The 26,352-nt window shown below is 48.6% G+C and carries 27 protein-coding genes; 25 read left to right on the top strand and 2 right to left on the bottom strand.

Annotation, left to right across the window (positions count from 1 at the left end):
• The first annotated feature begins 30 nt into the window (after nucleotides 1-30).
• The 4 genes from V5J77_RS21930 to V5J77_RS21915 all read left to right on the top strand — a co-directional run bounded on the left by V5J77_RS21930 (nucleotide 31) and on the right by V5J77_RS21915 (nucleotide 4,549).
• Nucleotides 31-1,203 carry a galactokinase gene (locus V5J77_RS21930; RefSeq protein ID WP_338552969.1) on the top strand — a complete coding sequence of 391 codons (1,173 nt, stop codon included), beginning with the start codon at nucleotides 31-33 and terminating at the stop codon, nucleotides 1,201-1,203.
• A gap of 73 nt (nucleotides 1,204-1,276) precedes the next feature.
• On the top strand, nucleotides 1,277-2,275 hold the full coding sequence (galE, locus tag V5J77_RS21925) for a UDP-glucose 4-epimerase GalE (RefSeq protein ID WP_338552967.1): 999 nt from the start codon (nucleotides 1,277-1,279) through the stop codon (nucleotides 2,273-2,275).
• A gap of 26 nt (nucleotides 2,276-2,301) precedes the next feature.
• Nucleotides 2,302-3,891: a UDP-glucose--hexose-1-phosphate uridylyltransferase gene (locus V5J77_RS21920; RefSeq protein WP_338552966.1), complete on the top strand. Its 1,590-nt coding sequence runs from the start codon at nucleotides 2,302-2,304 to the stop codon at nucleotides 3,889-3,891.
• A gap of 184 nt (nucleotides 3,892-4,075) precedes the next feature.
• On the top strand, nucleotides 4,076-4,549 hold the full coding sequence (locus V5J77_RS21915; RefSeq protein ID WP_338552965.1) for a hypothetical protein: 474 nt from the start codon (nucleotides 4,076-4,078) through the stop codon (nucleotides 4,547-4,549).
• Between the two features lie 100 nt (nucleotides 4,550-4,649).
• Here V5J77_RS21915 and V5J77_RS21910 read toward each other — a convergent pair whose 3' ends face one another.
• Nucleotides 4,650-4,877, bottom strand: coding sequence for a DUF1128 domain-containing protein (locus V5J77_RS21910; protein WP_338552964.1), 228 nt, complete (start codon nucleotides 4,875-4,877; stop codon nucleotides 4,650-4,652).
• 219 nt (nucleotides 4,878-5,096) lie between these two features.
• Here V5J77_RS21910 and yyaC point away from each other — a divergent pair, with 219 nt between their 5' ends.
• From yyaC to V5J77_RS21805, 21 genes are all read left to right on the top strand, one after another.
• On the top strand, nucleotides 5,097-5,645 hold the full coding sequence (gene yyaC / locus V5J77_RS21905; RefSeq protein WP_338552963.1) for a spore protease YyaC: 549 nt from the start codon (nucleotides 5,097-5,099) through the stop codon (nucleotides 5,643-5,645).
• Nucleotides 5,638-6,522 carry an alpha/beta hydrolase gene (locus V5J77_RS21900; protein WP_338552962.1) on the top strand — a complete coding sequence of 295 codons (885 nt, stop codon included), beginning with the start codon at nucleotides 5,638-5,640 and terminating at the stop codon, nucleotides 6,520-6,522. Before yyaC ends, V5J77_RS21900 begins: the two co-directional genes overlap by 8 nt.
• Nucleotides 6,523-6,583: 61 nt before the next feature.
• Nucleotides 6,584-7,231, top strand: coding sequence for a DUF6483 family protein (locus tag V5J77_RS21895; RefSeq protein WP_338552961.1), 648 nt, complete (start codon nucleotides 6,584-6,586; stop codon nucleotides 7,229-7,231).
• 2 nt (nucleotides 7,232-7,233) lie between these two features.
• A complete protein-coding gene (locus V5J77_RS21890) occupies nucleotides 7,234-8,409 on the top strand; it encodes an SAM-dependent methyltransferase (protein ID WP_338552960.1) in 1,176 nt (391 codons plus the stop codon).
• Between the two features lie 235 nt (nucleotides 8,410-8,644).
• On the top strand, nucleotides 8,645-9,724 hold the full coding sequence (locus V5J77_RS21885; RefSeq protein ID WP_338552959.1) for an HD-GYP domain-containing protein: 1,080 nt from the start codon (nucleotides 8,645-8,647) through the stop codon (nucleotides 9,722-9,724).
• Nucleotides 9,725-9,899: 175 nt separating this feature from the next.
• Nucleotides 9,900-10,256: a hypothetical protein gene (locus V5J77_RS21880; RefSeq protein WP_338552958.1), complete on the top strand. Its 357-nt coding sequence runs from the start codon at nucleotides 9,900-9,902 to the stop codon at nucleotides 10,254-10,256.
• A gap of 128 nt (nucleotides 10,257-10,384) precedes the next feature.
• Nucleotides 10,385-11,251 carry a YitT family protein gene (locus V5J77_RS21875; RefSeq protein ID WP_338552956.1) on the top strand — a complete coding sequence of 289 codons (867 nt, stop codon included), beginning with the start codon at nucleotides 10,385-10,387 and terminating at the stop codon, nucleotides 11,249-11,251.
• 16 nt (nucleotides 11,252-11,267) lie between these two features.
• Nucleotides 11,268-12,458, top strand: a complete 1,191-nt coding sequence (locus V5J77_RS21870) for a thiamine-phosphate kinase (RefSeq protein WP_338552955.1) — start codon at nucleotides 11,268-11,270, stop codon at nucleotides 12,456-12,458.
• Nucleotides 12,459-12,470: 12 nt separating this feature from the next.
• A complete protein-coding gene (gene tsaE / locus V5J77_RS21865; RefSeq protein WP_338556983.1) occupies nucleotides 12,471-12,971 on the top strand; it encodes a tRNA (adenosine(37)-N6)-threonylcarbamoyltransferase complex ATPase subunit type 1 TsaE in 501 nt (166 codons plus the stop codon).
• Nucleotides 12,964-13,896: a tRNA (adenosine(37)-N6)-threonylcarbamoyltransferase complex dimerization subunit type 1 TsaB gene (tsaB, locus tag V5J77_RS21860; protein ID WP_338552954.1), complete on the top strand. Its 933-nt coding sequence runs from the start codon at nucleotides 12,964-12,966 to the stop codon at nucleotides 13,894-13,896. Before tsaE ends, tsaB begins: the two co-directional genes overlap by 8 nt.
• The gene (gene rimI, locus V5J77_RS21855; RefSeq protein ID WP_338552952.1) at nucleotides 13,893-14,399 is read left to right on the top strand and encodes a ribosomal protein S18-alanine N-acetyltransferase; all 507 of its coding nucleotides are present in this window, start codon (nucleotides 13,893-13,895) and stop codon (nucleotides 14,397-14,399) included. The genes tsaB and rimI overlap by 4 nt, the downstream gene beginning before the upstream one ends.
• A 20-nt stretch (nucleotides 14,400-14,419) precedes the next feature.
• Complete coding sequence (gene tsaD, locus V5J77_RS21850) at nucleotides 14,420-15,475, top strand: tRNA (adenosine(37)-N6)-threonylcarbamoyltransferase complex transferase subunit TsaD (RefSeq protein ID WP_338556980.1); 1,056 nt, start codon at nucleotides 14,420-14,422, stop codon at nucleotides 15,473-15,475.
• Nucleotides 15,476-16,070: 595 nt separating this feature from the next.
• On the top strand, nucleotides 16,071-16,220 hold the full coding sequence (locus V5J77_RS21845; protein ID WP_338552951.1) for a hypothetical protein: 150 nt from the start codon (nucleotides 16,071-16,073) through the stop codon (nucleotides 16,218-16,220).
• A gap of 8 nt (nucleotides 16,221-16,228) precedes the next feature.
• On the top strand, nucleotides 16,229-16,420 hold the full coding sequence (locus tag V5J77_RS21840; protein WP_338552949.1) for a hypothetical protein: 192 nt from the start codon (nucleotides 16,229-16,231) through the stop codon (nucleotides 16,418-16,420).
• A 188-nt stretch (nucleotides 16,421-16,608) separates the two neighbouring features.
• Nucleotides 16,609-18,180, top strand: coding sequence for a 2-isopropylmalate synthase (locus V5J77_RS21835; RefSeq protein ID WP_338552948.1), 1,572 nt, complete (start codon nucleotides 16,609-16,611; stop codon nucleotides 18,178-18,180).
• Nucleotides 18,181-18,807: 627 nt separating this feature from the next.
• The gene (locus V5J77_RS21830; RefSeq protein WP_338552947.1) at nucleotides 18,808-19,536 is read left to right on the top strand and encodes an ABC transporter ATP-binding protein; all 729 of its coding nucleotides are present in this window, start codon (nucleotides 18,808-18,810) and stop codon (nucleotides 19,534-19,536) included.
• Nucleotides 19,537-19,567: 31 nt separating this feature from the next.
• On the top strand, nucleotides 19,568-19,771 hold the full coding sequence (locus tag V5J77_RS21825) for a hypothetical protein (RefSeq protein WP_338552946.1): 204 nt from the start codon (nucleotides 19,568-19,570) through the stop codon (nucleotides 19,769-19,771).
• Nucleotides 19,772-19,800: 29 nt separating this feature from the next.
• Entirely contained in the window at nucleotides 19,801-20,724 is a 924-nt protein-coding gene (locus V5J77_RS21820) for a polyprenyl synthetase family protein (RefSeq protein ID WP_338552944.1), read from the top strand.
• Nucleotides 20,725-20,847: 123 nt separating this feature from the next.
• Nucleotides 20,848-21,021, top strand: a complete 174-nt coding sequence (comX, locus tag V5J77_RS21815) for a competence pheromone ComX (protein WP_338552943.1) — start codon at nucleotides 20,848-20,850, stop codon at nucleotides 21,019-21,021.
• Nucleotides 21,022-21,054: 33 nt separating this feature from the next.
• On the top strand, nucleotides 21,055-23,451 hold the full coding sequence (locus V5J77_RS21810; protein ID WP_338552942.1) for an ATP-binding protein: 2,397 nt from the start codon (nucleotides 21,055-21,057) through the stop codon (nucleotides 23,449-23,451).
• Complete coding sequence (locus V5J77_RS21805) at nucleotides 23,429-24,085, top strand: response regulator transcription factor (RefSeq protein ID WP_046229099.1); 657 nt, start codon at nucleotides 23,429-23,431, stop codon at nucleotides 24,083-24,085. The genes V5J77_RS21810 and V5J77_RS21805 overlap by 23 nt, the downstream gene beginning before the upstream one ends.
• Nucleotides 24,086-24,373: 288 nt before the next feature.
• Here V5J77_RS21805 and V5J77_RS21800 read toward each other — a convergent pair whose 3' ends face one another.
• The gene (locus tag V5J77_RS21800) at nucleotides 24,374-26,305 is read right to left on the bottom strand and encodes an ABC-F family ATP-binding cassette domain-containing protein (protein WP_338552940.1); all 1,932 of its coding nucleotides are present in this window, start codon (nucleotides 26,303-26,305) and stop codon (nucleotides 24,374-24,376) included.
• Nucleotides 26,306-26,352: the final 47 nt, after the last annotated feature.

Raw genomic sequence — 26,352 nt, 5'->3', positions numbered from 1 at the left:
AAAAGACGATAAAAAGGGACGTGATAGCAAGTGGCAAATGTTCAAGAGCTTACACAGAAATTTATTCAACACTATGGTGGGGACGCCTCCGCTATTCAAGTATTTCATGCTCCGGGCCGAGTGAATCTCATTGGCGAGCATACCGACTATAACGGTGGTTATGTGTTTCCGGCTGCTTTAACGTTTGGGACTACGCTGCTTATTCGTGCACGCGGAGACCGCAAGCTTGGACTGGCAACGACGAATTTTCCAATAAGCCGGGAGTTTGACCTTGAAAATATTGTTTATGACGAAGCCGATGACTGGATGAACTATCCGAAAGGGATTGTTCACGAATTACAGCAGCGCGGCGTGAGCTATACTTCCGGCTATGATTTGCTGTACCATGGCGAAATTCCGAACGGAGCGGGTCTATCCTCGTCAGCTTCCATTGAAGTGGTTACGGCTCATGCCCTGCTGACGCTGGAGAAACAGCCGATCGACAAGGTGCAAATTGCGCTTCTCTCACAAAAATCAGAAAATGAATTCAACGGTGTGCAATGCGGCATTATGGATCAATTTGCTGTGGCGAACGGCAAGAAGGATCATGCGATTTTGCTTATGTGCGACACGCTTGAATATGATCTCGTTCCGTTCCAATCGGGCAGCTACAAGCTCGTTATCGGCAACACAAACAAGCGCCGTGGATTGGTGGATTCCGCTTACAATGAGCGCCGCAGCCAATGCGAGCAGGCGGTTCAGGACTTAAGGCAGGCGTTCCCAGAGCTGACGCTGCTTGGCCAAATTAACTTGGAGCAGTTCAATGCAAACAAGCACCTGATTAAAGAAGATATCGTCCGCAATCGCGCCCAGCATGTTGTCGAAGAGATTGACCGGGTATTGCAATCCATGGAGGCCCTTAAGAAAGACGATCTCGTTTCGTTTGGCCAATTGATGAATGGCTCGCATGACTCGCTGCGCGATTTGTATGAAGTAACCGGTGCGGAGCTGGATGCGATGGTAGCTGCGGCTCGCAAAGTAGACGGCGTGCTTGGCTCACGCATGACAGGCGCAGGCTTCGGCGGCTGCACCGTCTCGCTCGTTCATGAAGACAGCATCGAGCGCTTCAAGCAGCGGGTGGGCGAGGAATATACGGCGGCAACCGGACTTAAAGCGGATTTCTACGTGTGCAGCATCGGCAATGGCGTAGAGCAGTTGGTTTAAGCAATAACAGCGGTCTAAAGCAGTCTTATCGACTGAAGTGAGTAGAATGCAAGCAAATATGGGAGGGATAACAATGGCAGTATTAGTTACAGGTGGAGCAGGATATATTGGTTCGCATGCCGTGGCATCGCTTAAAGAGCGCGGAGAAGAAATCGTTGTGGTCGACAATTTGGAGCAGGGACATCGCGAGGCGGTAACGGGTGGAAAGCTGTATGTTGGCGATTTGCGCGATAAGGATTTTCTGGAAACGGTATTTAAGGAAAACAGCATTGATGCTGTCATTCACTTTGCTGCCAATTCGCTCGTTGGGGAAAGCATGCAAAACCCAGGCAAGTACTACCACAACAATGTATATGGCACATTATGTCTGCTTGAAAAAATGATCGAGCACAACGTACTTAAGATTGTGTTCTCATCTACAGCTGCTACTTATGGCGAGCCGGAGAACGTGCCTATTGACGAGTACGACCGTACGCTGCCGACTAATGCCTATGGCGAAACGAAGCTGGCAATGGAAAAAATGATGAAATGGTTCGATGTCGCGCATGGCTTGAAATTCGTATCTTTGCGCTATTTCAACGCAGCTGGCGCGCATGAGAGCGGAGTGATCGGCGAGGATCATAACCCTGAATCACATCTTATTCCTATCGTGTTGCAGGCAGCGCTTGGACAGCGGCCGCATATTTCGGTGTTCGGCGAAGACTACGAGACGGAGGATGGCACTTGCATCCGCGATTATATTCATGTCAGCGATCTAGCCGATGCGCATGTGCTTGCCGTAGAACGTCTGCGCACAGGTGCGGACAGCTCGATTTACAATCTTGGCAACGGACAAGGCTTCTCCGTTAAGCAAGTCATTGACATTGCGCGCGCTGTAACCGAACGCGAGATCAAGGCTGTATTTGAGCCGCGCCGTTCTGGCGACCCAGCAGTGCTTGTAGCTGCATCCAATCGTGCGCGCAGCGAGCTGGGCTGGAATCCGAAGCGCAACAAGCTTGAGGATATTATCCGCAGCGCATGGAACTGGCATGTGGCAAACCCGCAAGGCTATAAAGGCAAAGCACAGAAGTAGGAGCAAGAGGAAGGAGCGGTTTTCGCATGACAGACAGCCAGACAGCCGCCGCTAATGCGGGGAAGGCGCTTATAAATATTGAACGACTGATTGGTTTTGCTGAGCATCAGGGCTTGCTTCACAAGCTGGACATTCATGCTGCCCGCAATGCGCTGCTTGATTTGTTCGGCTTTACGGAGCCATATGAAGGCGCAATAGCTGAGGAGCAGCTGGATAGCGCAGTAACGATATTGGAGGAACTGCTCGATTATGGCCACAGCATTGGCCTGATTGAGGAAAATATTACGACCTATCGCGATTTGCTGGATGCTCGCATTATGGGCTTGCTCATGCCGCGTCCCTCGGAAACAGTAGCTGCTTTCAATCGCACAGCAGAAGCAGAGGGCATCTCCAAGGCAACGGATGCGTTCTACAAGCTGAATATTGACTCCAACTACATCCGTATGGATCGCATACGCAAAAATAAATACTGGCTGTACGATACGGATTATGGCAATCTGGAGATTACAATCAACCTGTCCAAGCCAGAGAAGGACCCTAAGGAAATTGCGCTGCTCAAGACGCTGCCGCAATCCAAATATCCACAGTGCCTGCTCTGTGCTGAAAATGTTGGCTACGCCGGACGCGCCGATCATCCTGCGCGGCAAAATCTGCGCGTGCTGCCGTTGACCTTGCAGGCTGAGCAATGGTATTTTCAATATTCGCCTTATGTGTATTACAACGAGCACAGCATCGTATTCAAAGGCGCACATGAGCCGATGGCGATTTCGCATTCCTCGTTTGCGAGATTGCTTGATTTTGTCGAGCAGTATCCGCATTATTTTATTGGCTCCAATGCGGATTTGCCGATAGTGGGCGGTTCTATTCTAAGCCATGACCACTTCCAAGCCGGACGTCATACGTTCCCGATGGAGGCGGCAGGAGTGGAAGCAAGCTTCGTTAATCCGAAGCTGCCGGGCGTCAAATACGGCATCGTAAGCTGGCCAATGTCCGTCGTGCGGGTCAATGGCGCTTCGAAGGCTGATGTGCATAAGGCAGCCTGCAGCCTGCTTGATGCTTGGCGCGAATACAGCGACGCGGATGCGGACGTTCTCGCATTTACCGCTGGGGCTGCGGATGCGGCACAGATTCCGCATAATACGATTACACCGATCGCGAGACTACGTGACAACGGCGAGTATGAGGTCGATCTCGTGCTTCGCAACAATCGGACAAGCGACGAGCATCCCGATGGGATTTTTCATCCCCATCAGCACCTGCATCATATCAAAAAAGAAAATATCGGCCTGATTGAAGTGATGGGTCTTGCTGTGCTGCCAGGCAGACTGGCAACAGAGCTCGGTCAAATTGCCGCCTACTTGACGGGAGAGGCGACTATTGATGCTTCCCTGCAGGAAAGCACTCATCCGCTTCACAAGCATGCAGAGTGGATTAGAGAGCTGGCAGCGCGTTATGGAACGTCCTGCTCGGAGAGCGAAGCTAAGGCGTATGTAGAGGCGCAGACGGGCGCGAAGTTCCTTGATGTACTGAAGGATGCGGGTGTGTACAAACGCAACGATGCCGGAAAAGCAAGCTTCCAAAAGTTCCTGTTTTCCATAGGTTTGCAAACTGAATAAGGTATGCTGAATGGTGAAGCTGGCTTTTAATCCTGAGGGGTTGAGAGCCAGCTTTTAATCTGTGAAATAATTAATTTGAAAAGTGTAAAAAATTATGGTATTTTTTATATGATTAAAAATAGTATTTGCGTTGCTATTTTTTTATTGTGATCGTCAACATTACAAGTTAGATGGAGGAGTTTATATGCCAGAAACTATTATGCCGCTAGAGGATTTTTTACAGTTGAATTCGGATGAGCAAGTGGAAAAGCTAAAAAGGTGGAAAATGGATTATACGCTTAAGGATATCCGTGAAGCTTGGGATTTCAAGCATTCCGCTCAGTATTACATGCTTCTTAAGAAACTCCGCATCTATGAGCGGGTTGTAAATAAGTCGGACAAGTTCTATCCGGTTCCGGATCATTTGTCCTCACAATCGAATGGTGGATTTGAACGTGGATGGAGGGGACAGCCCTCTTACGCTCAGCAGGAGCTTAAGCTTCCAGCCGACCAGTTCAACTATAACTTGAACATAACGCTTAGCGGTGCTGAGCTTGCCGAGAAACTGGAGCGCCTTGCCTTCTTCCTGAAAGGCGAGCAGAAGCAAGTAGCCATTTCACTGTCCCTTGAAGCTGCAGCAGCTGTAGCAGTCAAGGAATCCGAAACGACAGAAGAATAAAACAAAGAAACCGGGGCAACTCTTGCGAGTGCACCGGTTTTCTTGTGTTGTCGATGGGTGTAATATAATGTATTTTAATGGTATTACTTGAAGGGCTGTATTACTTGTTCCTTAGCTTGCCTAGCTCTGTTACAAGGGCCTCTACTTCACTGATACTGAATTTTTCTTTGCCTGCAACAACCTCATACAAATCCTTAATGTCTTCGTATTGCGTAATGTTGAAATGGGTAGCCTGCATAGCGGCAGCCGAAGCCATCTTTAATTTTGCTTTGATGGCATCAATCATAAATTCAATATTTTGCGGCGTTTGCTGTTCAAGATCAAGCATGGGTAAATCCTCCTTCATCATTCAGGGCATGCATGCGCCTGCTGTTTCATACTAATGCCGTCATTGTAACATAATTTAGGATGGGGCATCAGAAAAATTGAATAGAGCCCATAAATCCGATACAATTAATAGCAGGATAGGGAAGTTTAGTTTAGAGCATAAAGGAACGCAGATAAATGGAATGAGGCAGCATAGCTTAAAGCTTAAAGGAGCAGAAAGATGAAGCAGGCAAATCGTTTCAATCTCGAATTAGCTGAATTTCTGGCTCCGATTGCCAGCCTGTACCCGAATAGAAGCGAGGTTTCCTTCGTATGTATTGGTACAGACCGTTCAACAGGCGATTGCTTCGGGCCTCTCGTTGGCACGCTGCTGCAAGAGCAGGGCTGGGAGCATGTTATTGGCACAATGGAGAAGCCCTGTGATGCCTATGCCGTAGAACAGGCGGTTCTCATGGCTGAAAATCATGCAGTCGTCATTGCGATTGATGCTTGCCTGGGCAAGCCGCAATCGGTTGGAAGCTTTCTGGCGATGGCGGGCTCGCTCCAGCCGGGAGCAGCAACGGGCCGAAGATTGCCTCCTGTTGGACATTACAGCATTGCAGGTGTTGTGAATGCATTAAGCCACAAGCCTTACATAACGCTTCAGACGACATCGCTGTATCACGTCATGCGAATGGCAGAGCAATTAGCAGCAGCGATAGCTGGGGCATGGCCAGGAAGCAAACGCGTATTAAACTGGACAGAAGAGGAGCGTGTTTATTTTGGCTAATGGAGTTTCTCTGGCGAATCAAAAGCTAATGCTTGAGGATGGTACCGAGCTTTGCTTTTACGACTCAGAAGCGTTAAAATGGCAAGCTGGAGCAGCAGGCTCAGATCCAGATACAGATACAGATACAGATACAGGAAGTTCTTCTTCCGTACTTGTATTGCTGCACGGCTATTGCGGCAGCTCGGCTTATTGGGAAGAAGTTGCACCGATGCTGACGCAGCAATCACGCTTGATAATTCCTGACCTGCGCGGTCATGGCCTATCTTCGGCCTCTGACGATCTTGAAGCTGCTATGGAAGTGTATGCAGATGATCTTTACGCTATTCTTGTACATCTTGGCTTAGATAAAATATGCCTGCTAGGCCATTCGCTTGGCGGCTACATCGCACTATCTTTTGCAGAGCGGCATTCGGATCGGTTGACGGCATTTGGACTCGTACATTCTACAGCACTCGCGGACAGTGAGGCGGCTAAGGACAATCGGGACAATACGATAAATTTAATTAAACAGGGCAAGCTTAAGCAGGTCATTGACGGCATGTCCCAAAAGCTGTTTGCTCCGGATAATTTGGTCAAGCTGCCAGACAAGGTGGCGCGTGTGAAGGCGATTGGCTATCAGACGGGTGGAGCAGGAGCGATCGCTGCAGCGGCCGGAATGAAAGCAAGGCCCGATCGGACGAGTCTTTTGCGTGAAGCAAAGCTTCCTGTGCTGCTGCTTGCCGGAGAAGAGGATCAAATCGTTCCACCGGAGCGGACGCTGTTATGGGACGGCCCCTCCATTACGCAGGTGCTGCTTAAAGATGCCGGCCACATGAGCATGGTGGAGCAGCCCGAAGCATGCGCAAAGGCAATCCGCAGCTTTATTGCTTCACTATAATAAATAGGGACTAATTCAAGCGCAGGAGCGGGAATTTGCGTAGAGGAGGAGGCAAGAAGCGATGTTTCAACGAGATTATTTTATGCGTATGATTGAGCAGATGACGGAAGCGGTCGGACAAGTAATGCAGCTGAGGCGAGAGCTGAAGCAGGCGGACGCGCTTGTCGTTATCGACGAGCTGCTGGATCGCAGGTTTGGGCTAAGCGGCAAGCTGATCCGTACGTTGTCAGACGAGGATTTGCTTGCAGTTATGACGAAAAATGGCGTTGTAGAAACGGACAATATTCAGGCCATTGCGATTTTGTTCAAGCAGGAGGCGGAGCTGTATGAGGATTTGGGCAAAGAAGCGGAAAGCTTCACGCACCATTTAAAGGCTCTGCATTTGTTTATGCGGCTTTCACTCATTGACGCGCCGCCGACGCTTGCCAATTCGAGCGATGAGGCGGCGATTTTGCTCGGCAAGCTGTCGCCATACGAGCTTTCTTCTCGAACGAAGCGCTTGGTTGCGCAGTGGCATGAAGCGGAGGGCGCTTTTGCACTGGCCGAAAATATTTGGTATGAGCTGCTAGAGGATGGCGCAGCGAGCAAGGACGAGGTCGCCGCGTTTTATATGCGGCTGCTTCCGTTTCAGGAGGACAAGCTCGCTGCTGGAGGCTTGCCGATTGAGGAAATCAGAACAGGGCTTAGCAGCCTGGAGATGGAGCAATAGCAATGACAGAACAGTGGCAGCAGGATATTTGCCGCCTGACAGAAACGGGCGGACTTTTGCAGGGAACGCTGAGCCAGCTTCGCCGCAAGGATGGAGATGCAGCGCCCAAAATCATCATACGTCCCGTACAATTGAAAAATGGCCTTCATTATCAATTTGAAGCCCATTATGCGAATAAGGTTATACATAACAATTGGCTTCCTGAGGATGCGGGAGCGAAGCTGGTCGAGCTGCTTGGCGAGCAATATCGGCAAGCGCTGCTCAAAACGCAAGAAGCAGACATACAGCTGCTCCTTAGTAAAAAAGGCAAGCCGACCTTGCTCAGAAAGCCGCCCACTGCTACTGCAGCCAGCACGGAGCAGCAGCACAACCGTCAGAAGCAGCGCGTGATTGCGGAAGGGCAGGCAGCTCCATTTATGGTGGAGCTGGGCATTATGACGCCGGAGGGCAAGGTTCATGCGAAGAAGCAGGATAAGTTCCGGCAAATTAACCGCTTCCTGGAAATGGTTTCCGATGTGCTGCCTCAGCTACCGCAGGACAAGCCGCTCACCATAATTGATTTTGGCTGTGGAAAATCGTATTTGACGTTTGCTCTTTACTACCTGCTGGCGGTAGAGCAGAAACGGGATATCCGCATTATCGGCCTCGATTTGAAGGCGGATGTCATCACTTTTTGTTCGGAGCTTGCACATAAGCTCGGTTATGATAAACTGACATTTATGGTAGGAGATATTGCCGATTATGAAGGTGTGAGCGAAGCGGATATGGTTGTGACGCTTCATGCTTGTGACACGGCTACCGATGCAGCGCTTGCCAAGGCTGTCGGCTGGGGAGCAGCGGTTATTATGTCCGTGCCATGCTGCCAGCATGAGTTATTTAAGCAAGTGAGCAGCGACGCACTTGCCCCCATATTATCGCAAGGACTGCTGAAAGAACGGTTTGCTGCAATTGCAACCGATGCGGCCCGCGGCACGCTGCTTGAGGTGCTGGGTTATAAGGTTCAAATGCTGGAGTTTGTTGATCCAGAGCATACGCCCAAAAATCTGCTTATTCGAGCGGTTCGCGGCGAGTCAGGCACACAGGCGAAAAAATGGGAGCAATATGAGCAGTTTCGTAATTTTCTGCAATTAGCACCTAGTCTTGAGAAGCTGCTTGCCGGACGTTTGCCCGCAAACTAGCAAGTATATTTGCCAGCAGGGACGGCTTCAGCCGTTTACACTTGAAATATAAGCATTTATAAGCTTCACACTTATAAATGGGCTTATATTTCTAAGGCAAAGCTCTTCATCGCTATGGAAGGACGACAAAGTCGTTTTTGCTTGTGGAATTGGTTTATTCATGCATGGATGATAGCGATCAAATAATAGATGCCGATTACTAGCGTTAACATGGTTAAAGGCGGGAAACAAGGAAATGAGAAAAGTTCAGATTGGCATGGTACAGCCGGGGGACAGGCTTGCCAAAACTATTTTTCAAGATAACGGCAGCGTGCTGCTCGGCGCAGGCGTGGAAATGAATGACCGTTTTATTAGCAGGCTTGAAAATTTGGGCTATGATTCTGTGTTTATCGAAGATAAGGACACGGAAGATATTATACCGGAGGACACCATACGCGACGAGACGCGCAAAAAAGCGGCAGAGGCTGTTTCTGCAACGATGAATGCATTCAAGGAGCCCGCTCTAAAGGGGCGGACGATTGCGCCGGATATTGGCCGGACATTCCGCTCGGTTTTCGGGTCCATTATGCAGGATCTTGCGAGCAGGCCGAATGTAGCGGTCAATTTGACGAGCATTCATTCGGCGGATGCCTATTTGTTTCAGCATTCGGTCAATGTGGCAGTGCTTGCCGGCGTTATTGGCATTGCGAAGGGCTTTAATCGCAATCAATTAGAGGATTTGGGAATTGGCGCGCTGCTGTTTGATATCGGTATGACGAAGCTGCCGCAGCCGTTGCTGGCGACTAAAGGGCCGCTATCCGCAGCAGACCGCGAAATGATGCAGAGCCACGCCATGGAGGGCTTCGATATTTTGCGGAAATATCATGACATTTCCCTTGTTTCGGCACACTGCGCCTTGCAGCATCATGAGCGTTATGACGGCTCGGGTTATCCGCGCGGACTTAAGCATGATGATATTCATATGTTCGCTCAAATAGTCGGACTTGCCGATGTATATGATGCACTGACTTCACCGCGCCCTTATCGCAAAAGATATACACCAACGGAAGCCATCGAATTTCTATTCGCGGCTGGCAATACATACTTTGATTTTGAGCTGATTAAGCTCTTTTGCCGCCATATTTCCATTTATCCGGTGGCGACGACGCTGCTGCTCAGTACGGGACAGATTGCCGTCGTGACAGCGAACAATGAGCTGGCTCTGCATCGTCCGCGCGTACGCATTATTCGTGAAGCCGACGGCTCGCATACGGCTAATCCTATTGAAATTGAGCTCAAGGACGACATGTATTTGACGATTGTCAAAGAGCTATAGGGTCAAGGAGCTATAAGGTCAAAGAGAGAGTCTTTCTTGAAAAGGCAGCTTTTTCCCGCGGAGCTGTTAATAAGCAATGATATAAATGGGTTTGCTAGATTGGGGGCTTGACTATACGAGCATTCCATATGCTGCATAAGCTGTTAAGGTGACAAGCGCATAAAGGAGTGTTGTAATGTCTATGAAAATGATTCCCCCGTTTCTCGGCCCTAAGGGCTCCGGAAAAGTCATCAGCAAGGTAAAGCGGACGAAGAATTTTAAAAGCGGAGGCCCGACCTTTAACCGTCTGACGGTTGTGTGGGTTACAAACAATGGAGTGCCGTTTAATACGACTGGATTTTTTGCCCGTCTGTTTAGAGGCGATAATGTCGTTGCGGTTGCCTCATTTGACCGCTTTGGTGTCGTCAGGTTTAACCAGATCCAGACGCTGACTTCAGTGTCTTACACGATTCGTTTGTACAATTCGAATGGCGTACTATTCCGTACAGCATTCATACCGGCAGGGGTACAAACTTTCGCGGTTATCGGCTAACCCCAGATCCTCTTGCATTTTCTGCCTAGAACAGGCGGAAAGGGCAGGAGGATTTTGCTTTCTCTTTGAATCTTCTCTATCTTCATGTAATATGGGGATAGATGTTTAAAGGGGGAGCTTTGATACATATGGGTGTGCAGCATCATACTTTATCCAAGCTGGATATTATTCGCAGAATTCTATTTATTACAATTGGGGCTACCCTAGTATCTGTAGCTTTAGAGATTTTTCTAGTACCGAACCACATTATCGACGGCGGTATCGTAGGCATTTCTATTATCGTATCCCATTTTACGGGGCTGCCGCTTGGTTTGTTTTTGTTTGTATTGAATCTTCCTTTTCTGCTGCTAGGGTACAAGCAAATCGGGAAGACCTTTGCTTTATCGACGTTATATGGCGTCAGCGTTATGTCGCTGGGTACGTTTTTACTGCATCCGGTGCAGGCCATTACGAGCGAATATGTGCTGGCCGCTATTTTCGGCGGTGTCATATTGGGAGCGGGGGTCGGACTCGTGATCCGTTTTGGCGGCTCGCTGGATGGGACGGAAATTGTTGCGATATTGAGCAATAAGCGGTTGCCGTTTTCAGTAGGCGAGGTCGTCATGTTTTTTAATCTTTTTATATTGTGCAGCGCCGGTTTTGTATTCGGTTGGGATCGGGCCATGTATTCCCTATTTTCTTACTTCATAGCGTTCAAGATGATCGACATTACGATTGAAGGCTTTCAGGAATCGAAAGCCGTTTGGATTATTAGCGAGGGCTGGCAGGAAATTGGGGCAGCTATTATGAGCCGTCTCGGCCGCGGCGTCACATATTTGCATGGCGAGGGCGGCTTTACGGGCGGGCAAAAACGGATTATTTTTTGCGTAATCACCCGGCTGGAGGAAGCAAAGATGAAATCCATCGTGCAGGAGCTTGATCCGTCTGCATTTCTGGCCGTCGGCAACATTCACGATGTAAAGGGCGGACGCTTTAAGAAGCGTGATATTCATTAGCAAAGGGGTTTAAGCTTTGGATGAGTTTGCAAGCATCAGCCATTGGACGGCGGGCAGACAGCCGGCACATTGGCAGCAGCAAAGAGGCGTGACGCTCGGTATTGGCGATGATACGGCCATTATTGCTCCTGCGGAGATGGCCGATGAGCTGGAAGGCCCATTGGAGCTGCTGATGGCCGTCGACACGATGGTGGAGACGGTGCACTTTAATGCTTATACGATGACGGATGAGGATATCGGATATAAGGCGCTTGCCGCGAACGTAAGCGATATCGCGGCAATGGGCGGTTTGCCGCGGCATGCGCTCGTGTCTGTGAGCGTGCCGGCGGCATATGGGCCGGAGCGAATAGCCCGGATCTATGATGGGCTTTATGCGTGCGCCGCGGATTACGGCGTCGCGATTGTTGGCGGCGATACGACCTCTTCGCCGCAGCACTTGGTTGTTGCGGTGACGGTGACGGGAGCCGTCGAAGCTGGGCGGGCTTTGCGCCGCTCCGGGGCGAAGCCCGGAGACGCGGTTGTGCTGACCGGAGCCGTCGGTCTGTCGGCGGCAGGCCTGCATTTGCTGCTCGCGCGAAAGCAGGCGCGGCAGCAGCAAGAGCAGGCGGTGAGCGAAGCAAGGGAAGCGGCCGAAGCTGATGATGCCAGCGGGATGAAATCTGCTGGAGATATGCAAACAGTAAGCGCTGTGGGAGCGTACACTAATGCAGAGCATGAAGAGGAACGCGGAGCGGCAGTGCTTATAGCGGCTCATTGCCGCCCAGCGCCTTCCGTGCGAGCGGGACGTTTGCTGCTAGAGCGTGGCAGCTGCCATTCCCTTAATGATGTGAGCGATGGACTAGCCAGTGAAGCATGGGAAATTGCCGAAGCCTCAAGGTGCTGCCTTGTGCTTAAGGAAGATTTACTGCCACGCAGCGGCAGTATGGCTGCTTATGCGGCTGATGTCGGATTGGATCCACTGGAGTGGATGCTTTATGGCGGTGAGGATTATGTGCTATTAGGCACAATGGAAGCCGCTGATGTGCAGGCAGCCCGGGAAGCATTCCGCGCTGAAGGCTTGCCGTTTTATATGGTTGGCGAGGTGAGGCAGGGTGCTCCTTCCGTGGAGCTGGAGCTGTCATTGCCGGCCAAAGCAACGAATGTAGGCGGAGCCGCTGCCAAACGTATGCCGCTTGCCAAGCGAGGCTATAATCATTTTAAGATATGAAATTGGGTGAATATGATGCAGACAGCGATTGGAGAGGCACAGTGGAGGGCGAGCAGCACGAAGGATACGGAAGCGCTCGCGACGCTTATTGCCTCATGGGCAAAGCCTGGCACGCTGCTGGCGCTTGACGGCGATCTTGGTGCTGGGAAAACGGCGTTTTCACAGTTTTTTGCCAAAGCGATTGGCGTGCAGGGTATAGTGAATAGTCCTACTTTTACGATTATCAAAGAATATGAAGGCGCAGAAATGCCCTTTTATCATATGGATGTTTATCGTGTTTCTCTTGAAGAAGCGGACGAGCTGGGGCTTGACGACTATTTTTATGGCAGCGGCGTGACGATAGTGGAATGGGCAAGCTTGATCGAAGAGCTATTGCCTGAGGAGCGTTTAGAGCTGTATTTGGAGCATATGGGCGGCGAGCAGCGGTTAATTCGGCTGAAAGGCATCGGAGAAGCCTACGCAGGCTGGTGTCAGTTATTGAATGACAGGGAAGTAGGGAAGCAAAATGGTTGAACATGCGCAGCAGCCCATATTAGCATTTGATACCTCGACGGCTGCCCTTGCGGCAGCTGTTATTCAAGGTGATCGGATTTTAGGTGAAATTCAATCCTTTGCGGAGCGCAATCACTCCGTTTATATTATTACGCATTTAAAGCAGCTGCTTGAGGATTGCGGTGTAAGCAGGGATGCGCTTGGCGGCATCGCTGTAGGCGGTGGCCCAGGCTCTTACACGGGCATGCGAATTGCAGTAACGGCTGCTAAGACGCTTGCTTGGGCCTGGGATAAGCCGTTAGTAGCGCTGTCCAGCCTTGAAGCGATTGCTTACGGGGCATGTGAGCGATTTAAAAAAACGGATGCTCTGATTCCATCAGTGCTGCATCAAATTCAGTCGGCTGATCCTAATATGAACAAGGGTGCAGTATGGTTCATTCCTATCATGGATGCAAGGCGCGGCCAAGTATATACGGCAAGCTTCTCCTATGCATATGGCGAGCAATGGGAACGCCAGGCGGCGGATGGAATCAGGCTGATGCGGGATTGGGTCGATCAGTTACTGGAGCAGGTTCAGAAGCAGGCTAACGATGTTGCTAAAATTTACATCACTGGCGATCTTAAGCTACATGAGGTGGAGGCGCAGCGGCTTGTGGAAGGCTGTGCAGTAGCAGGTGTAGAGGTTGGTCTGTTTCCTTATGAGCTGGAGGGCCGTGCGATAGCTGAGCTGGGGCGGAAACGGCTGCTTGAAGGCGATACAGATGACCTCCATACGCTTGCGCCCAACTACACGCAACTGCATGAGGCGGAAGTTAAGCTGCAAGAAAAAGAGGCTGCCCTAAAGGCTGCAAAGGAAGCGGAAGAGCTGGCCGCTCAATCGGCTTCTCTAGTGTCTGTCATTAATGCCGATGTGGACGCGGCTCGAGTAAAGGATGCGGAGTCATGATGAGAGAAATCAATCGGGATGAGATTATTTATCGGGCCATGACGTTGCAGGATATACCGTTTATTGTGGCGATCGAGCAGGAGGCCTTCACAGGCCCGTGGACTGCGGAAGCTTTTACGAATGAATTGACGAATAATATGTTTGCCAAATATATGGTGATGGAATACGAGAAGCAAGTTATCGGATATGCGGGCATGTGGGTAATCGTGGACGAGGCGCATGTGACGAATGTAGCGGTTCGTTCGGATCATCGCGGACAGGGACTTGGAAAGCTGCTGCTGAGCGAGCTTCAGCGGACGGCGGTATTTTTCGGCGCGAACAAAATGACGCTGGAGGTTAGGGTATCAAACGTGGTGGCGCAGCGGCTTTACCGCAGTCTTGGTTTTGAATCGTCAGGCGTCCGTCCCGGCTATTATTCAGATAATCAGGAGGATGCGCTCATTATGTGGGCGGAGCTTGATACGAGCAGCTTGGGCGTCCGGGAAGAGAGGTGGGACCATTGAGCATACAACAGCAGGAAGGAATGACGACAGCGGCGAATGAAGGCAAGTCAGGCGTTATTCTTGCCATTGAGACGAGCTGTGATGAAACATCCGTTGCCGTTATTCAGGATGGAAAGCATATATTATCGAACGTCATTTCGAGCCAAATCGAGGTGCATCAGCGCTTTGGCGGCGTTGTGCCGGAAATTGCCTCACGCAAGCATGTTGAGGTCATTACGCTGATGATTGAGCAAGCGATTGCTGAATCGGGCGTGTTGCTGAAGGATTTATCGGCAATTGCGGTGACACAGGGACCGGGACTAGTCGGAGCACTACTTGTTGGAATCGTAGCTGCCAAAACATTGGCGATGGCGCTCGACCTGCCCTTAATCGGGACCCATCATATAGCGGGACATATTTACGCTAACCAGCTCGTCCATGAACTGGAGTATCCGTGTATGGCGCTTGTCGTTTCTGGCGGGCACACGGAGCTTGTGCTGCTCGAAAATGAAGGCTCCTTCCGCATGATTGGTCGCACGCGCGACGATGCGGTTGGGGAAGCTTACGACAAAGTAGCCCGTTCGCTCAAGCTGCCTTATCCGGGCGGGCCGTATATTGACAGATTGGCCTCCGATGCATCGGAGGCACTGGCGCTGCCAAGGGCGTGGCTGGAGGCGGATTCCTATGATTTCAGCTTCAGCGGCTTGAAGTCGGCGGTGCTCGCTGTTATTAATCAGACGCAAATGCGCGGGGATACGCTGAATGAAGCAGCTCTAGCACGAGGCTTTCAGGAATCGGTCATCGAGGTGCTTGTTGAAAAAGCGCTTCGCGCCGTTCGCGCCTATGGCGCCAAGCAGCTGCTGCTATGCGGAGGCGTTGCAGCGAATCGCGGTTTGCGGGCAGCTCTGACTTCCCGTTGCGGAGCCGAAGGCGTGCCGCTGTTTATTCCGCCGCTGACGCTATGCACGGATAATGCGGCGATGATTGGCGCCGCCGCTTTCCTGAAATGGCAGCGCGGCGAATATTCGTCGCTTGATCTTAAAGCTGAGCCGAGCTTTAGCCTAGAAAGCTGGATGGCGCCGCAGGCGCAGAGCTAGACTGATGGCTGCGCGAAATTTTTTTGAGTGCTGTGATTGACATCTCATTTTTGAAGACATATAATAAGCAACAATACTTTGAACTTCATATTCTGCAAACGCAAGGAACAGGAATAGTAGGGCCATTCCCGGAATGAACAGAGAGCTGCGGGCTAGTGCAACGCAGTCGACGGAAGCCTGAAGCTCGCCTGGGAGCGGAACAGTGGAACAACTGGCTAACCATGGATAGCCGGATTTACTACACTGTCACGGCTAACCCCCGTAATCGGGTGCGCATCAATCAACATCCGGAGTTGATGATGTGCCTAAGGTGGGCTTTCTAATTTGCTGCGATAGCAAAGCGGAGGGTCAACAAGGGTGGTACCGCGCAGGATTGTAATAAGCCTGTCGTCTCTTGATTTATTCAAGAGGCGACAGGCTTTTCTTGTTGTTTGGATGTTCAAAGTTCAAAGTTCAAAGTTAAAAGTTGAAAGCAAGCAATGACAGGAGCAAGCAGGCAAGCTAGACATGAACCAGCATGAGAAGCTGAAATCACATACAGTAAACGCAAGGAACAGGAGTAGTAGAGCGATAAAGCGGGATAATAGCGTGAACCTTGAATGGGAAGCGGCAGGCGGATAATCAAGCTGCTGGATGGTCGACAAGGAAGCGCTGCAGAGAGCTGCGGGATGGTGCGACGCAGTCGAAGCTTACGTTCGAACTCGCCTGGGAGCGGAACGATGGAACAATCGGAGCAGGCGGCTAAGGCTAGCTGTGAGTCTGATAGGTGTACATCGTTACGGAATCAGCCCCCGTGACCGGGCATCAAGCGGGTTTGGACCCGCGCGAATGCGGCAGGTATGGAATCATCCATCCAGCGGCAGCCTGAAAGGAGAAGCCGCTCTGGCTTTTCTGCTCAAGGCGCATACAGGGTCCGGCCAATTAGAGTGGTACCACGGTGGGTGAAAAGCCTGTCGTCTCTTTCAATTAGAGACGACAGGCTTTTTTTTATATAAGCATTTATAAGTTTCACTCTTATAAACAGCTTATATTCTCGTAATGAAACGCGCCGCGCCGCCAAAGGACAGCGACAGCCGTTTCACCTTGGTTGCAGTTGTAGCTATAGCTAACTAAAATTTCAGGAGGTCATAACGATGACAACGGTAAATGATATGAATAACGGCATGAGAAAAATTCAAATTTTTGATACGACGCTGCGAGATGGCGAGCAGTCTCCGGGCGCTTCCATTGATCCTGAACGTAAAATTATTATCGCCCGCCAGTTAGGTAAGCTGGGTATTGACGTCATCGAGCCGGGCTTTGCTATTTCCAGCCCCGGCGAATTTGCAGCGATTCAGCAAATTTCCCGCGAGCTTCAGCATGTTGAAATTGCCGGCTTTGCCCGCATGATGAAGGTCGATATTGATGCGGCGATCAAGGCGACGCAGGATGCAGCAAGAAGAAGACTGCATCTTTTCATCTCCTCATCTGATATTCATCTGTTGCATCAGCTGAACAAAACACGTCAGGAGGTCGTGCAAATCGCCCGTGAGATGATTGCCTACGGTAAGCAGTTCGTAGATGAAATTGAATTTTCAGCGATGGATGCAACGCGCTCGGATCGCAATTTTGTCGTAGAACTGGTCGAAGCGGCTATAGCCGAAGGTGCGACGATCATCAATCTGCCGGATACACTGGGCTATGCGATGCCAGATGAAATCGACGATATGTTCCGCTCTGTTCGTCGCCTGGCTAGAGGAGGAGAAACGGTTCGCTACAGCACTCATTGCCATAACGATTTGGGGATGGCAGCAGCGAACAGCCTGGCGGCCATTCGTGCAGGTGCGACGCAGGTAGAGGTTACCGTCAATGGCGTTGGAGAGCGTGCTGGCAACTGTTCACTGGAGGAAATTGCGATGATTATCGAAACTCGGAAATCGGTGCTGCAAATGGAGACGCGGATCGAGCAAAGCGAAATTTATGAAACGTCGCGGATGGTCAGCCGGGCGATGCATTATCCGATTGCTTTTAATAAACCAATTGTGGGTCGCAATGCGTTCCAGCATGAGTCTGGCATCCATCAGGATGGCCTTCTGAAAAACCGCAATACGTATGAAATTATGGACCCGGAGGCGATGGGCATTCCGCGCAGCATGATTGTGCTGGGCAGACACTCCGGCCGTCATGCAATCAAGCATCGCCTGTCGGAATACGGGATACCCGTAGAAGGCGAGGAGCTTGTCAATGTTTACAATCGCTTCAAGCAAGTTGCCGATGAGAAGAAGCTGGTGACGGATAATGAGCTGATTCGCATCGCTGGCGAAATGACGGCGACTCAGCCCGATCCGTATATGCTGACCGATCTGCAGGTGCTGTCGGGCAGCCATAAATCCCGTATTGCGACCGTGACAATTCGTGAAAATGATCTGGGTACCGAGCATTCCTATACAGGAACTGGCGATGGACCTCTAGAAGCCGTCATTCACTGCATTCAGCAAGCGATCCCTGTTGCGGCAGAATTTGAGGATCTGGAAATCCATTCATTGTCCACAGGCGAGGATGCACACGGTGAGGCGGTCGTGACCATTGTCAACAATGGTGAGCGCTATCGTGGAACTTCGATTCATAGCGACATCGTATATGCAGCCGCACAGGCATATGTCGCTGCCTGCAATCAAGCGATGCTGACCATTAATAAGCGGGCGAATGAACAAAGTGTAATTTAATAGCAAGCTCGAGAATGGGACTTATTCACAGTGCGTTAAGCTTTGTGGATAAGTTCTTTTTTATACGTAAAATCAAGGGTTTGACTGGGGATGGGCTGTTCGTGGAAAGTGGATAGTTTTTTCACTTTGTCGACACTGGAATTGTGGATAGTGTGAATAATTATTCGAAAAAATCGACGGCATTAAAAATTGATTACGTTAACGTTTACAAATCCTTTATTTACGTCGGAAAATGTCGACAGAATTTACTAACAATTTGCGTCTGATTGTGGACAAAGCTGTGGATAACCATTTTCGATGTAAAAAATGAAAATTTACTGTAGGTTTCCTTTTTATTTGATTAATATACTAAAATTATGAAGTATTCGATTCGATATTAGTGGGGAGGGTTAATGAATAAAAACTTACATTACAAGTCATATTTCTGGGTTTTACTCATATAAATCTATCAATTTCCTTGAAAAAGTTGCGGAACCGCAAACAAATTGCGGTGGTGATTGCGTTTTTTTACGGTGAAATTACCGTTCATATGGGGTAAGGTTATAAGACAAGCGGTGGTTTACGGCAGAAGATCAGAGAAACGGGGTTATGCCAGAACGTCTTATCAATCAGGGAGGCGACAATTAGATGAGAAGGACAATGATTAAGGTAGACTCGGTATGTAAAGCTTACGGCTCGAATCAGGCAGTCGATAATATTTCCTTGCACATAAAAGAGGGGGAGTTATTTGGCATTATCGGCACGAACGGGGCTGGAAAGACGACGCTGCTCGAAATGCTGATGGGACTGCGTCAGCCCGACAAGGGACAAATCGAGGTGCTTGGCATTAATCCGGCTGCTGAAGCAACCGAGCTTCAGGAGCATATTGGCCTTCATCTGCAAAGTATCTCGCTGGTGGATAAGCTGAATGTGAGGGAGGCACTGGAAATGTTCCGCTCCTTCTATAAATGCTCATGCGAAATGAAAGAGATTATTGACCGTTTTGGCTTGGAAAGCTACTTGGATCGTCCTGTTAGACGTTTGTCTGGCGGCTGGCGGCAGCGCGTGGCGCTGGCGATTTCTGTCGTCAACAACCCAAAGATTATTTTTCTGGATGAACCGACTACGGGGCTGGATATGCAAGCGAGAGAAGAATATTGGTCTATTATATTGGAGCTCAAGCGCCAAGGGAAAACGATTGTTCTTTCCTGTCATGACATGGGAGAAATGCAGCATCATTGTGATCGTATTGCTGTGCTGCGTCAAGGAAATTTAGTGAAATGCGATACCCCTAAGCGATTAATTTCGCAAATTCCAGCTGGTGGTTTAACGATGGAAGCCGTATATGTCCATTTTGCTTACGCGGGAGCCGTGTAACAGCAACAGTTGGAAGGAGGGCTTAACATTCATGAACCGGGATCGTGACCCCACTGGCCCATTTGTCAATCGTGCCGACATGTTAAGGAAACGAATGGAAATGATCGCTGTGCTGGTGAGCCGAATAAACGAGGAGGGGATAGAACAGGAGCGGTTGAATTCAAGGAGGAAGGTGGGTTTTATTACTAAAATATTGAAAAATGTTGGTACGTTTTTACTCCATCGTGTAAAATAGAAAAATCTTGAAACGATGGGGGTCTAAAGTTGGAGGACTGTGTACCTAAAATCGAATTTGAAATGCGAGAGATGGTCAAACGACATTTTACAGTGGACTCTTTGATTCAGTATGCCTACTTATTTTTAATGGACAGGCTGAACGAGCAGCTTCCTTTTGGACGTTTGACGGTGCTCCACTACCGAATGTTCGGCGGTGAAGGGACGGCAGTATATCGTGCGGCAGCAGCGGTTGAATTCCTTATTCTGGCGACCGATATTCTCGATGATTTACAGGATCAGGATGCTCCAAAGCAAGCCTGGTCTGAAGCTCCTCTGCCTATAGCACTGCATCTTGCAGCTGCTTTCATGACCCTTTCGCAGCAAGCGATGATGGATTCTGAATTCGATAGCTCCCATGTACAAACAACAATGAAAATGATGAATCTTCAACTCCTGCAAGCGGCGAACGGGCAAATGATGGATTTAATGAACGTTGTGTCCGACGAGCAGTCCTATTTTCAGTCGATAAAGCAAAAGTCGGCAGCCTTAATCGTTAATGCCTGCATGACGGGCGTTATGCTTACCGGCCGAGGTTGGCATCCAATTGTAGCGGAATATGCGGTTGAAGTGGGGATGGCGGCTCAAATTAAAAATGACATTCGCGATCTGCTTCGCTGGGATGAGAAAAATGACTTTTTGCAGCGTAAGAAAACGCTTCTTACTATGTACATGCTTGAGGACGCTGTAGACCAGCATAAGTGGATTAGGGATTACTTTGAAGGTCGCTTGAATGAGGCTGACATAGCAGATAAGCGCGGACTGCTTGAGGAAGCTTATGAAAAATCTGGTGCCATGCTATATGGTTCAGTTGTGATGCGCACGCATTATAACCGTTTTATGGAACTCATTGAATCAGTTCCGGAAGTGGCCGTGCATAAGGAAATGCTGTTAAGCATATTGGCTAAAGAATAGCCTTCGAATGACACCGCAATGATAGTTGCGGTAAATACGAATTAGATTTGCGTTTGCTTGGCTATCATTTCCTGTTATAGTTAACTACAGAAAGACCCTTACACATTCCAAGGAGGAGTTCCAGTGTTGAAAGAATTTATTCGTTCTTTAGCCAAAGACTCGCAAATGATGGATTTAGCAATGAGTGGGAACTTGCAAATGGCTGGAGTGACTTCAGCGGAGAAGAAGGCAATTTTTGAAACCCTGAGCATTCAAGCAGATAAGAAAGATAATTACCAATTGGCCTACTGGACATAAGGTAATCCGCTGTACGAGTTTAGGGGGAGAAAGATGAAGTTGTTACGCTCAAGGAAACTATTAGTATCTTTCTTCCTGAGTGGGTTATTCGCATTATTATGCTATCTGACTATTGTTATTATTAATGATCCTTTCATTGGCGCAGTAACAGTTAAGAATGATCAAGGTCAGTACTTAATTGAATCACTTGAGCCAGCAGGACAAGCTGTAATTAAAGGCTTGAATGTCGGAGACATCGTTCAACAGGTCAATGGACAACCAACTGATCAGAACCGCAATATCATTAAGTTTTCAACCATTGAGAGAGTAGATAGTGTTCAAGTTTTGAATGCGGGTGGCGAGCTTAGGTTAGTCACTTTTAATCGGGGTTGGAATGGCGATCACACAGGAATAGAATTGTTACTTCAATTGTATATTCCTTGGGGCTCTCTATTATTATTTCTCGGATTATCTACTTTCTTATACAAGAAGCGTGAACATGATACAGCTGCGATTATGCTGATATTGTTTTTTACGGCAATAGGCATAAGTTATTTTGCATCAGTTGCTGCATACCGCAGTGATTTAGTTGGTATTACCATCATGTACGCGGTGCTTCCGTTTGTCGCCATTCTTTTCTTATTGTTTATGAATATTTACTTGCGGCGATATGGTATCATCTTTATCAGTCCAAAGCTGATTGTAGCGATGATTATCGTGTTTGGTTCAACCTCACTATTCTGTTTAGTTTATGTTTGGACGAATTACATGCCGGAAGCAGTATTCTTAAATGCCAGAATGGTGTATCATGGTACATTGATAGTTGGTAATTTTATTTGTATCTATCAGTTGTTTAGGAAGTTCTTTTACTATCGGAGCAGCAGATTCAACTCTTTATTTAAAATAACGCTTGCCTCGCATTTGGCTGCTTTTACCCCTTTCATGACAATGAATTTATTGCCGTTACTGGGAGGAAACATTCAAATTTTGCCAGCGGCGTTCACAGCACCTTTTTTGTTCGTGCTGCCGATTGTTTACTTTTATTTATTAACATCCAACCAATTGTTTGATGTTGATTTTATATTGACCCGCTTTAAGTATTATACCTTGCTGTCTTTATTGCCTGCACTTGTTGTTACGATGATGATTGCTGCAATTGTAAGTAGTGATACTGTATTTTCTTGGGTCAGGTGGCTTCAAATTTTCCTCATTATTTACGTTGTTATGACCCTGTTTCTTTATTCCAAGGAGCAGATTGATCATAAATTTCGTCCCAAGCTTTTTAAAGCGATGTACAGCTACCAAGACAGCCTTGATCGTTTCTCGCGCAAAATTGCACGAGTCATGAAGCGGGATGATCTGGAGATGGTGCTGAAAGAAGAAATTGGGGCATTGCTTCCAGCTAGCCGAATTGATTTTCTCGTTGTAGACCAGGTTGAAGCATTGGTTATTCCAGCAGGGGTGCAGGATGATGAGCAGAGTACCGCTATTTTTCTACTGCAAGTGACTGAATCGCTTCAAGTTGGGGAAGTCGTTGAGCTGCCCCATGGTCTGGGACTAATTATTGGCTGCCAGAAGTCAAAGCAGTACATCGTATGGATTGGCTCCAAAACCAACCATACCCGTTTTAATTCAGATGAGCTTCGTTGGCTCAAGACTCTTGCAAATTATGCAAGTATCGTGTTTGAAAATTTATATTTGATTGAAAGCTTAATTGAGGATTTAGAATCTGAGGTTAAGAAGGAGCAGGCTACAACACCTTGGATTTTAAGATTGTTGTTTTGCCTTTCGGAAAATGAACGACGGAAGCTTGCAGCTGATCTTCATGATTCTGCGCTTCAAGACCAATTATTGTGGTATCGAAGGCTGGAAGCACTTATGCTGGACCATCCGATAACGGAAAAGCTTGAAGTCGAGCTTGACGAAATCAAGGAAGGACTGCTTGATGTCATCCATCAAATTCGAGAAACCTGCAATGAGTTAAGGCCGCCTCTTCTTAAGGAAATGGGCATTGTTGAAGCATTGGAATCGATTATTGAGCATACGCAAATGAGAAACAATTTTGCGGTCGATTTTCGGGCCAAGCCTTTCGACAACCTGCTTAACGAAGAGCAGATTACAGCGATTTACCGCATTGTCCAAGAATTGCTTCGCAATGCTGATAAGCATGCGCGTGCCAATCTGGTCACGTTAGAGTTGGAGCAGAGAACAAACATCGTTTATTTCCACTATAAGGACGATGGGGTCGGCATGGATGTCGATTACATGGAGGCTTCTTTCGAGCATATGGGTTTATCCGGTATAAAAGAAAGGGTCGCTAGCCTTGAAGGTGAAATAACATTCCGGTCGAAACGTGGAAAAGGTCTTGAGGTCATTATTATATTGCCGCAAAATATGACGACTGGCCGATCGGAAAGGGGTTTGCTGCGTGATTCGTATCTTATTAGTTGATGATCATCCATCTGTCGGAGAAGGCACCAAAACGATGATAGAACAAGATCCTGAAATGAAGGTGACGGTTGTATTATCGGCTATGGAAGCGCTAGATGCGATTAGCAATGAAGGATTTGACATTATTTTATGTGACTTGAACATGCCAGGCATAAGCGGTCTTGAGCTTGCAAAACGTTTGATTCAGCAAGATCCGGATCGCAAAGTGCTCATATATACTGGTTATGAAATTAGCACGCACTATAATTTATTGATAGAATGCGGCGTTTCCGGCTTTATCTCTAAGACGGTCTCGCGAGAACAGCTGCATAACGCCATTAGATGCGCTATGCGAGGGGAAGCGGTAATTCCGATTTCACTGCTTAAGCAGCTGCGACGCAACGAAGTCAAAATTACGCGTGCTGAGAAAGTAATTGAAGAAGTATCAATCAAAGAACGCGATCAGGATATTTTGCAGCAGGTCGCGTATGGCAATAGCAACAAAGATATTGCCATAAAGCTGCATATGAGTCAGCGTACTGTAGAGTACCATTTAACTCGGATTTTTGAAAAGCTTAACGTGAGGTCTCGATCGGAAGCGATCGCTGAGGCCAAGCGGCTTGGCATTATCCGACTTGAGCAATTTGTCCCTTGAGTTTTACCGTTGCTGCCTATATATTCGATAGGCAATGACATTTTCATATTGGGATAGCTACAGCAATCTTTGCAAGCTGTAGTCATTGATCCCCCTAGCAATACCCTAACATTGGTTTCCCTCTCAATGCTTGCGCTTTTATAGCGCAAGCATCTTTTTATATTTTTTTATGGACCTAGTACTACCTAATATAAAAGCAGAACATGAACGAATTCGTGTAGCATGTGATTCGTTCATGTTCTGCAATGTTATTTACTATGATTTAATAAAGGAGAGAGGCAGTAAATACTATTCGCTAAGCGTTTCCCATTGCTCATAGGCTTCGCTTAAAGCAGTGCGCTTTTGGTCAATTTGCGACTGTATTTCCTGAATGCGCATGTAATCATTGAAAATAGACGGGTCTGTCAGTTGCAGCTCCAAATCTGCAATGGCTTGCTCCAGCTCGGCAATATCGGCTTCGACTTGCTCCAGCTTCCGCTGACGGCTGCGTTCCTCTCGCTTTGCTTGCTTGTCCAACGCGTAATCGCTAACGTTGTCGGAAGGTGCAGCAGCTTTACGGCTAGCAGTCCGCTTAGCTAACTCCTCTAGCCGTGCTTCTTCGAGTTCATGCTTTTTCTCTATCATTTCGTCATAATTTCCTAGGAAATGTTCAGTGCCCGTGGGTGTCAGTTCGACAATGCGCTCCGCCATTTTATTAAGGAAATAACGGTCATGAGAAATAAAGAGCAGCGTGCCTTCATAATCGAGCAAAGCGGATTCCAGCACTTCCTTGCTGTACAAGTCCAAATGGTTGGTAGGCTCATCCAAAATGAGCACATTGGCTTGAGCCAGCATAAGCTTGGCAAGCGATACACGAGCTTTCTCGCCGCCGCTGAGCGCCGAAATGCGTTTAAGCACATCTTCACCGCTAAATAGAAAGCTGCCAAGAACCGTTCTTATACGGGCTTCCTCCATATGGGGGTAGAGCCCCCATACTTCTTCCAATACGGTATTTGTCTGATTAAGTCCAGTGTGCTCTTGGTCGTAATATCCGAGCTTGACATTGGAGCCCCAGGCGATGGTGCCGCTGGATGGCTGGCGCTGCCCAACAATCGTCTTAAGCAGTGTCGATTTGCCGATACCGTTAGGTCCAATAAGAGCCACCGTCTCGCCACGATGCAGGCGAAAGGATACATGCTGGAACAAGGGCTTGTTTTTCTCGTCGAACAGCACGGATAAATCCGATACCTGCAAAACATCTTTGCCGGTTTGGCGCTCAATTTGGAACGTGAAATTGGCTTTCTTTAAATCGCCTAGCGGTTTATCGAGCACGTCCATTTTGTCGAGCGCTTTACGGCGGCTTTGGGCGCGTTTCGTAGTTGAGGCACGGACGATATTACGCTGAATGAACTGCTCCATCTTGGCAATTTCGTCCTGCTGCTTCTCAAACTGCTTTAAATCGCTTTCGTACTCGGCAGCCTTCAAGTCAATATATCGGCTGTAGTTGCCTGTATAACGTTTAGCGGAATGCCTTTCGATTTCGACAATCGTCTGGACAAGCGCATCAAGGAAATATCGGTCATGAGAGACGACAAGAATCGCGCCGGAATAGCTGCGTAAATAGCCTTCAAGCCAAGTGAGCGTCGGAATATCCAAATAGTTGGTCGGCTCATCGAGCATGAGCAAATCAGGAGCCTGAAGCAAAATACGGGCGAGCGCCAGCCTCGTCTTTTGACCGCCGCTGAGCGTATGGATCGGTGTATCTAGCGGAAAAGTGCCGAAGCCCATGCCGTGAAGCACACTGTTGATGCGCGTATTGATTTCAAAGCCGCCTTGCTCGCGAAACCAGTCCGAGCGGCGGGAATAACGGTCAAGTATCTCTTCATAACGCTTTGGCTGTTCATGCAGCACAGGATCGGCGATTTGCTGCTCCAGATCGCGCAGCTCCTGCTCGGCCTCCAGCAGATGAGCAAATACGGCACGCATTTCTGCTTCAATGGTGCGGTCGGATTGCAGACCGCTGTTTTGAGCCAAATAGCCAAGTCGCGTTTCCTTGGCTTTGTGGATGGCCCCGGAGTCAAAAGAGATCTCCCCCGCAATGATTTTTAACAGCGTGGATTTACCGGCGCCATTGACGCCAACGAGTCCGATGCGCTCGCGTTCAAGCACCTGCATCGTAATGTTTGATAATATGGGATCTACACCGTAGCTTTTACTTATATTAGAAACTTGAAGCAGCATAAAAAATACCTCCAACGAATAATTGCTTAGCTTTCACTTGCTTGCTA

This window comes from Paenibacillus sp. KS-LC4, from assembly GCF_036894955.1.
Classification (GTDB): Bacteria; Bacillota; Bacilli; order Paenibacillales; family Paenibacillaceae; genus Pristimantibacillus.
Note: the sequence above shows the minus strand (reverse complement) of the source record. Positions and strands in the feature narration are given on the sequence as shown.

Coding starts and splice junctions, on each gene's coding strand:
- V5J77_RS21800 (WP_338552940.1), bottom strand. CDS start 26,305: ATGCTGCTTCAAGTTTCTAATATAAGTAAAAGCTACGGTGTAGATCCC.
- V5J77_RS21895 (WP_338552961.1), top strand. CDS start 6,584: ATGTTTCAACGAGATTATTTTATGCGTATGATTGAGCAGATGACGGAA.
- tsaB (WP_338552954.1), top strand. CDS start 12,964: ATGGTTGAACATGCGCAGCAGCCCATATTAGCATTTGATACCTCGACG.
- V5J77_RS21885 (WP_338552959.1), top strand. CDS start 8,645: ATGAGAAAAGTTCAGATTGGCATGGTACAGCCGGGGGACAGGCTTGCC.
- V5J77_RS21880 (WP_338552958.1), top strand. CDS start 9,900: ATGTCTATGAAAATGATTCCCCCGTTTCTCGGCCCTAAGGGCTCCGGA.
- V5J77_RS21920 (WP_338552966.1), top strand. CDS start 2,302: ATGACAGACAGCCAGACAGCCGCCGCTAATGCGGGGAAGGCGCTTATA.
- tsaE (WP_338556983.1), top strand. CDS start 12,471: ATGATGCAGACAGCGATTGGAGAGGCACAGTGGAGGGCGAGCAGCACG.
- tsaD (WP_338556980.1), top strand. CDS start 14,420: ATGACGACAGCGGCGAATGAAGGCAAGTCAGGCGTTATTCTTGCCATT.
- V5J77_RS21835 (WP_338552948.1), top strand. CDS start 16,609: ATGACAACGGTAAATGATATGAATAACGGCATGAGAAAAATTCAAATT.
- V5J77_RS21890 (WP_338552960.1), top strand. CDS start 7,234: ATGACAGAACAGTGGCAGCAGGATATTTGCCGCCTGACAGAAACGGGC.
- V5J77_RS21825 (WP_338552946.1), top strand. CDS start 19,568: ATGAACCGGGATCGTGACCCCACTGGCCCATTTGTCAATCGTGCCGAC.
- yyaC (WP_338552963.1), top strand. CDS start 5,097: ATGAAGCAGGCAAATCGTTTCAATCTCGAATTAGCTGAATTTCTGGCT.
- V5J77_RS21915 (WP_338552965.1), top strand. CDS start 4,076: ATGCCAGAAACTATTATGCCGCTAGAGGATTTTTTACAGTTGAATTCG.
- V5J77_RS21910 (WP_338552964.1), bottom strand. CDS start 4,877: ATGCTTGATCTTGAACAGCAAACGCCGCAAAATATTGAATTTATGATT.
- galE (WP_338552967.1), top strand. CDS start 1,277: ATGGCAGTATTAGTTACAGGTGGAGCAGGATATATTGGTTCGCATGCC.
- rimI (WP_338552952.1), top strand. CDS start 13,893: ATGATGAGAGAAATCAATCGGGATGAGATTATTTATCGGGCCATGACG.
- V5J77_RS21830 (WP_338552947.1), top strand. CDS start 18,808: ATGAGAAGGACAATGATTAAGGTAGACTCGGTATGTAAAGCTTACGGC.
- V5J77_RS21810 (WP_338552942.1), top strand. CDS start 21,055: ATGAAGTTGTTACGCTCAAGGAAACTATTAGTATCTTTCTTCCTGAGT.
- V5J77_RS21875 (WP_338552956.1), top strand. CDS start 10,385: ATGGGTGTGCAGCATCATACTTTATCCAAGCTGGATATTATTCGCAGA.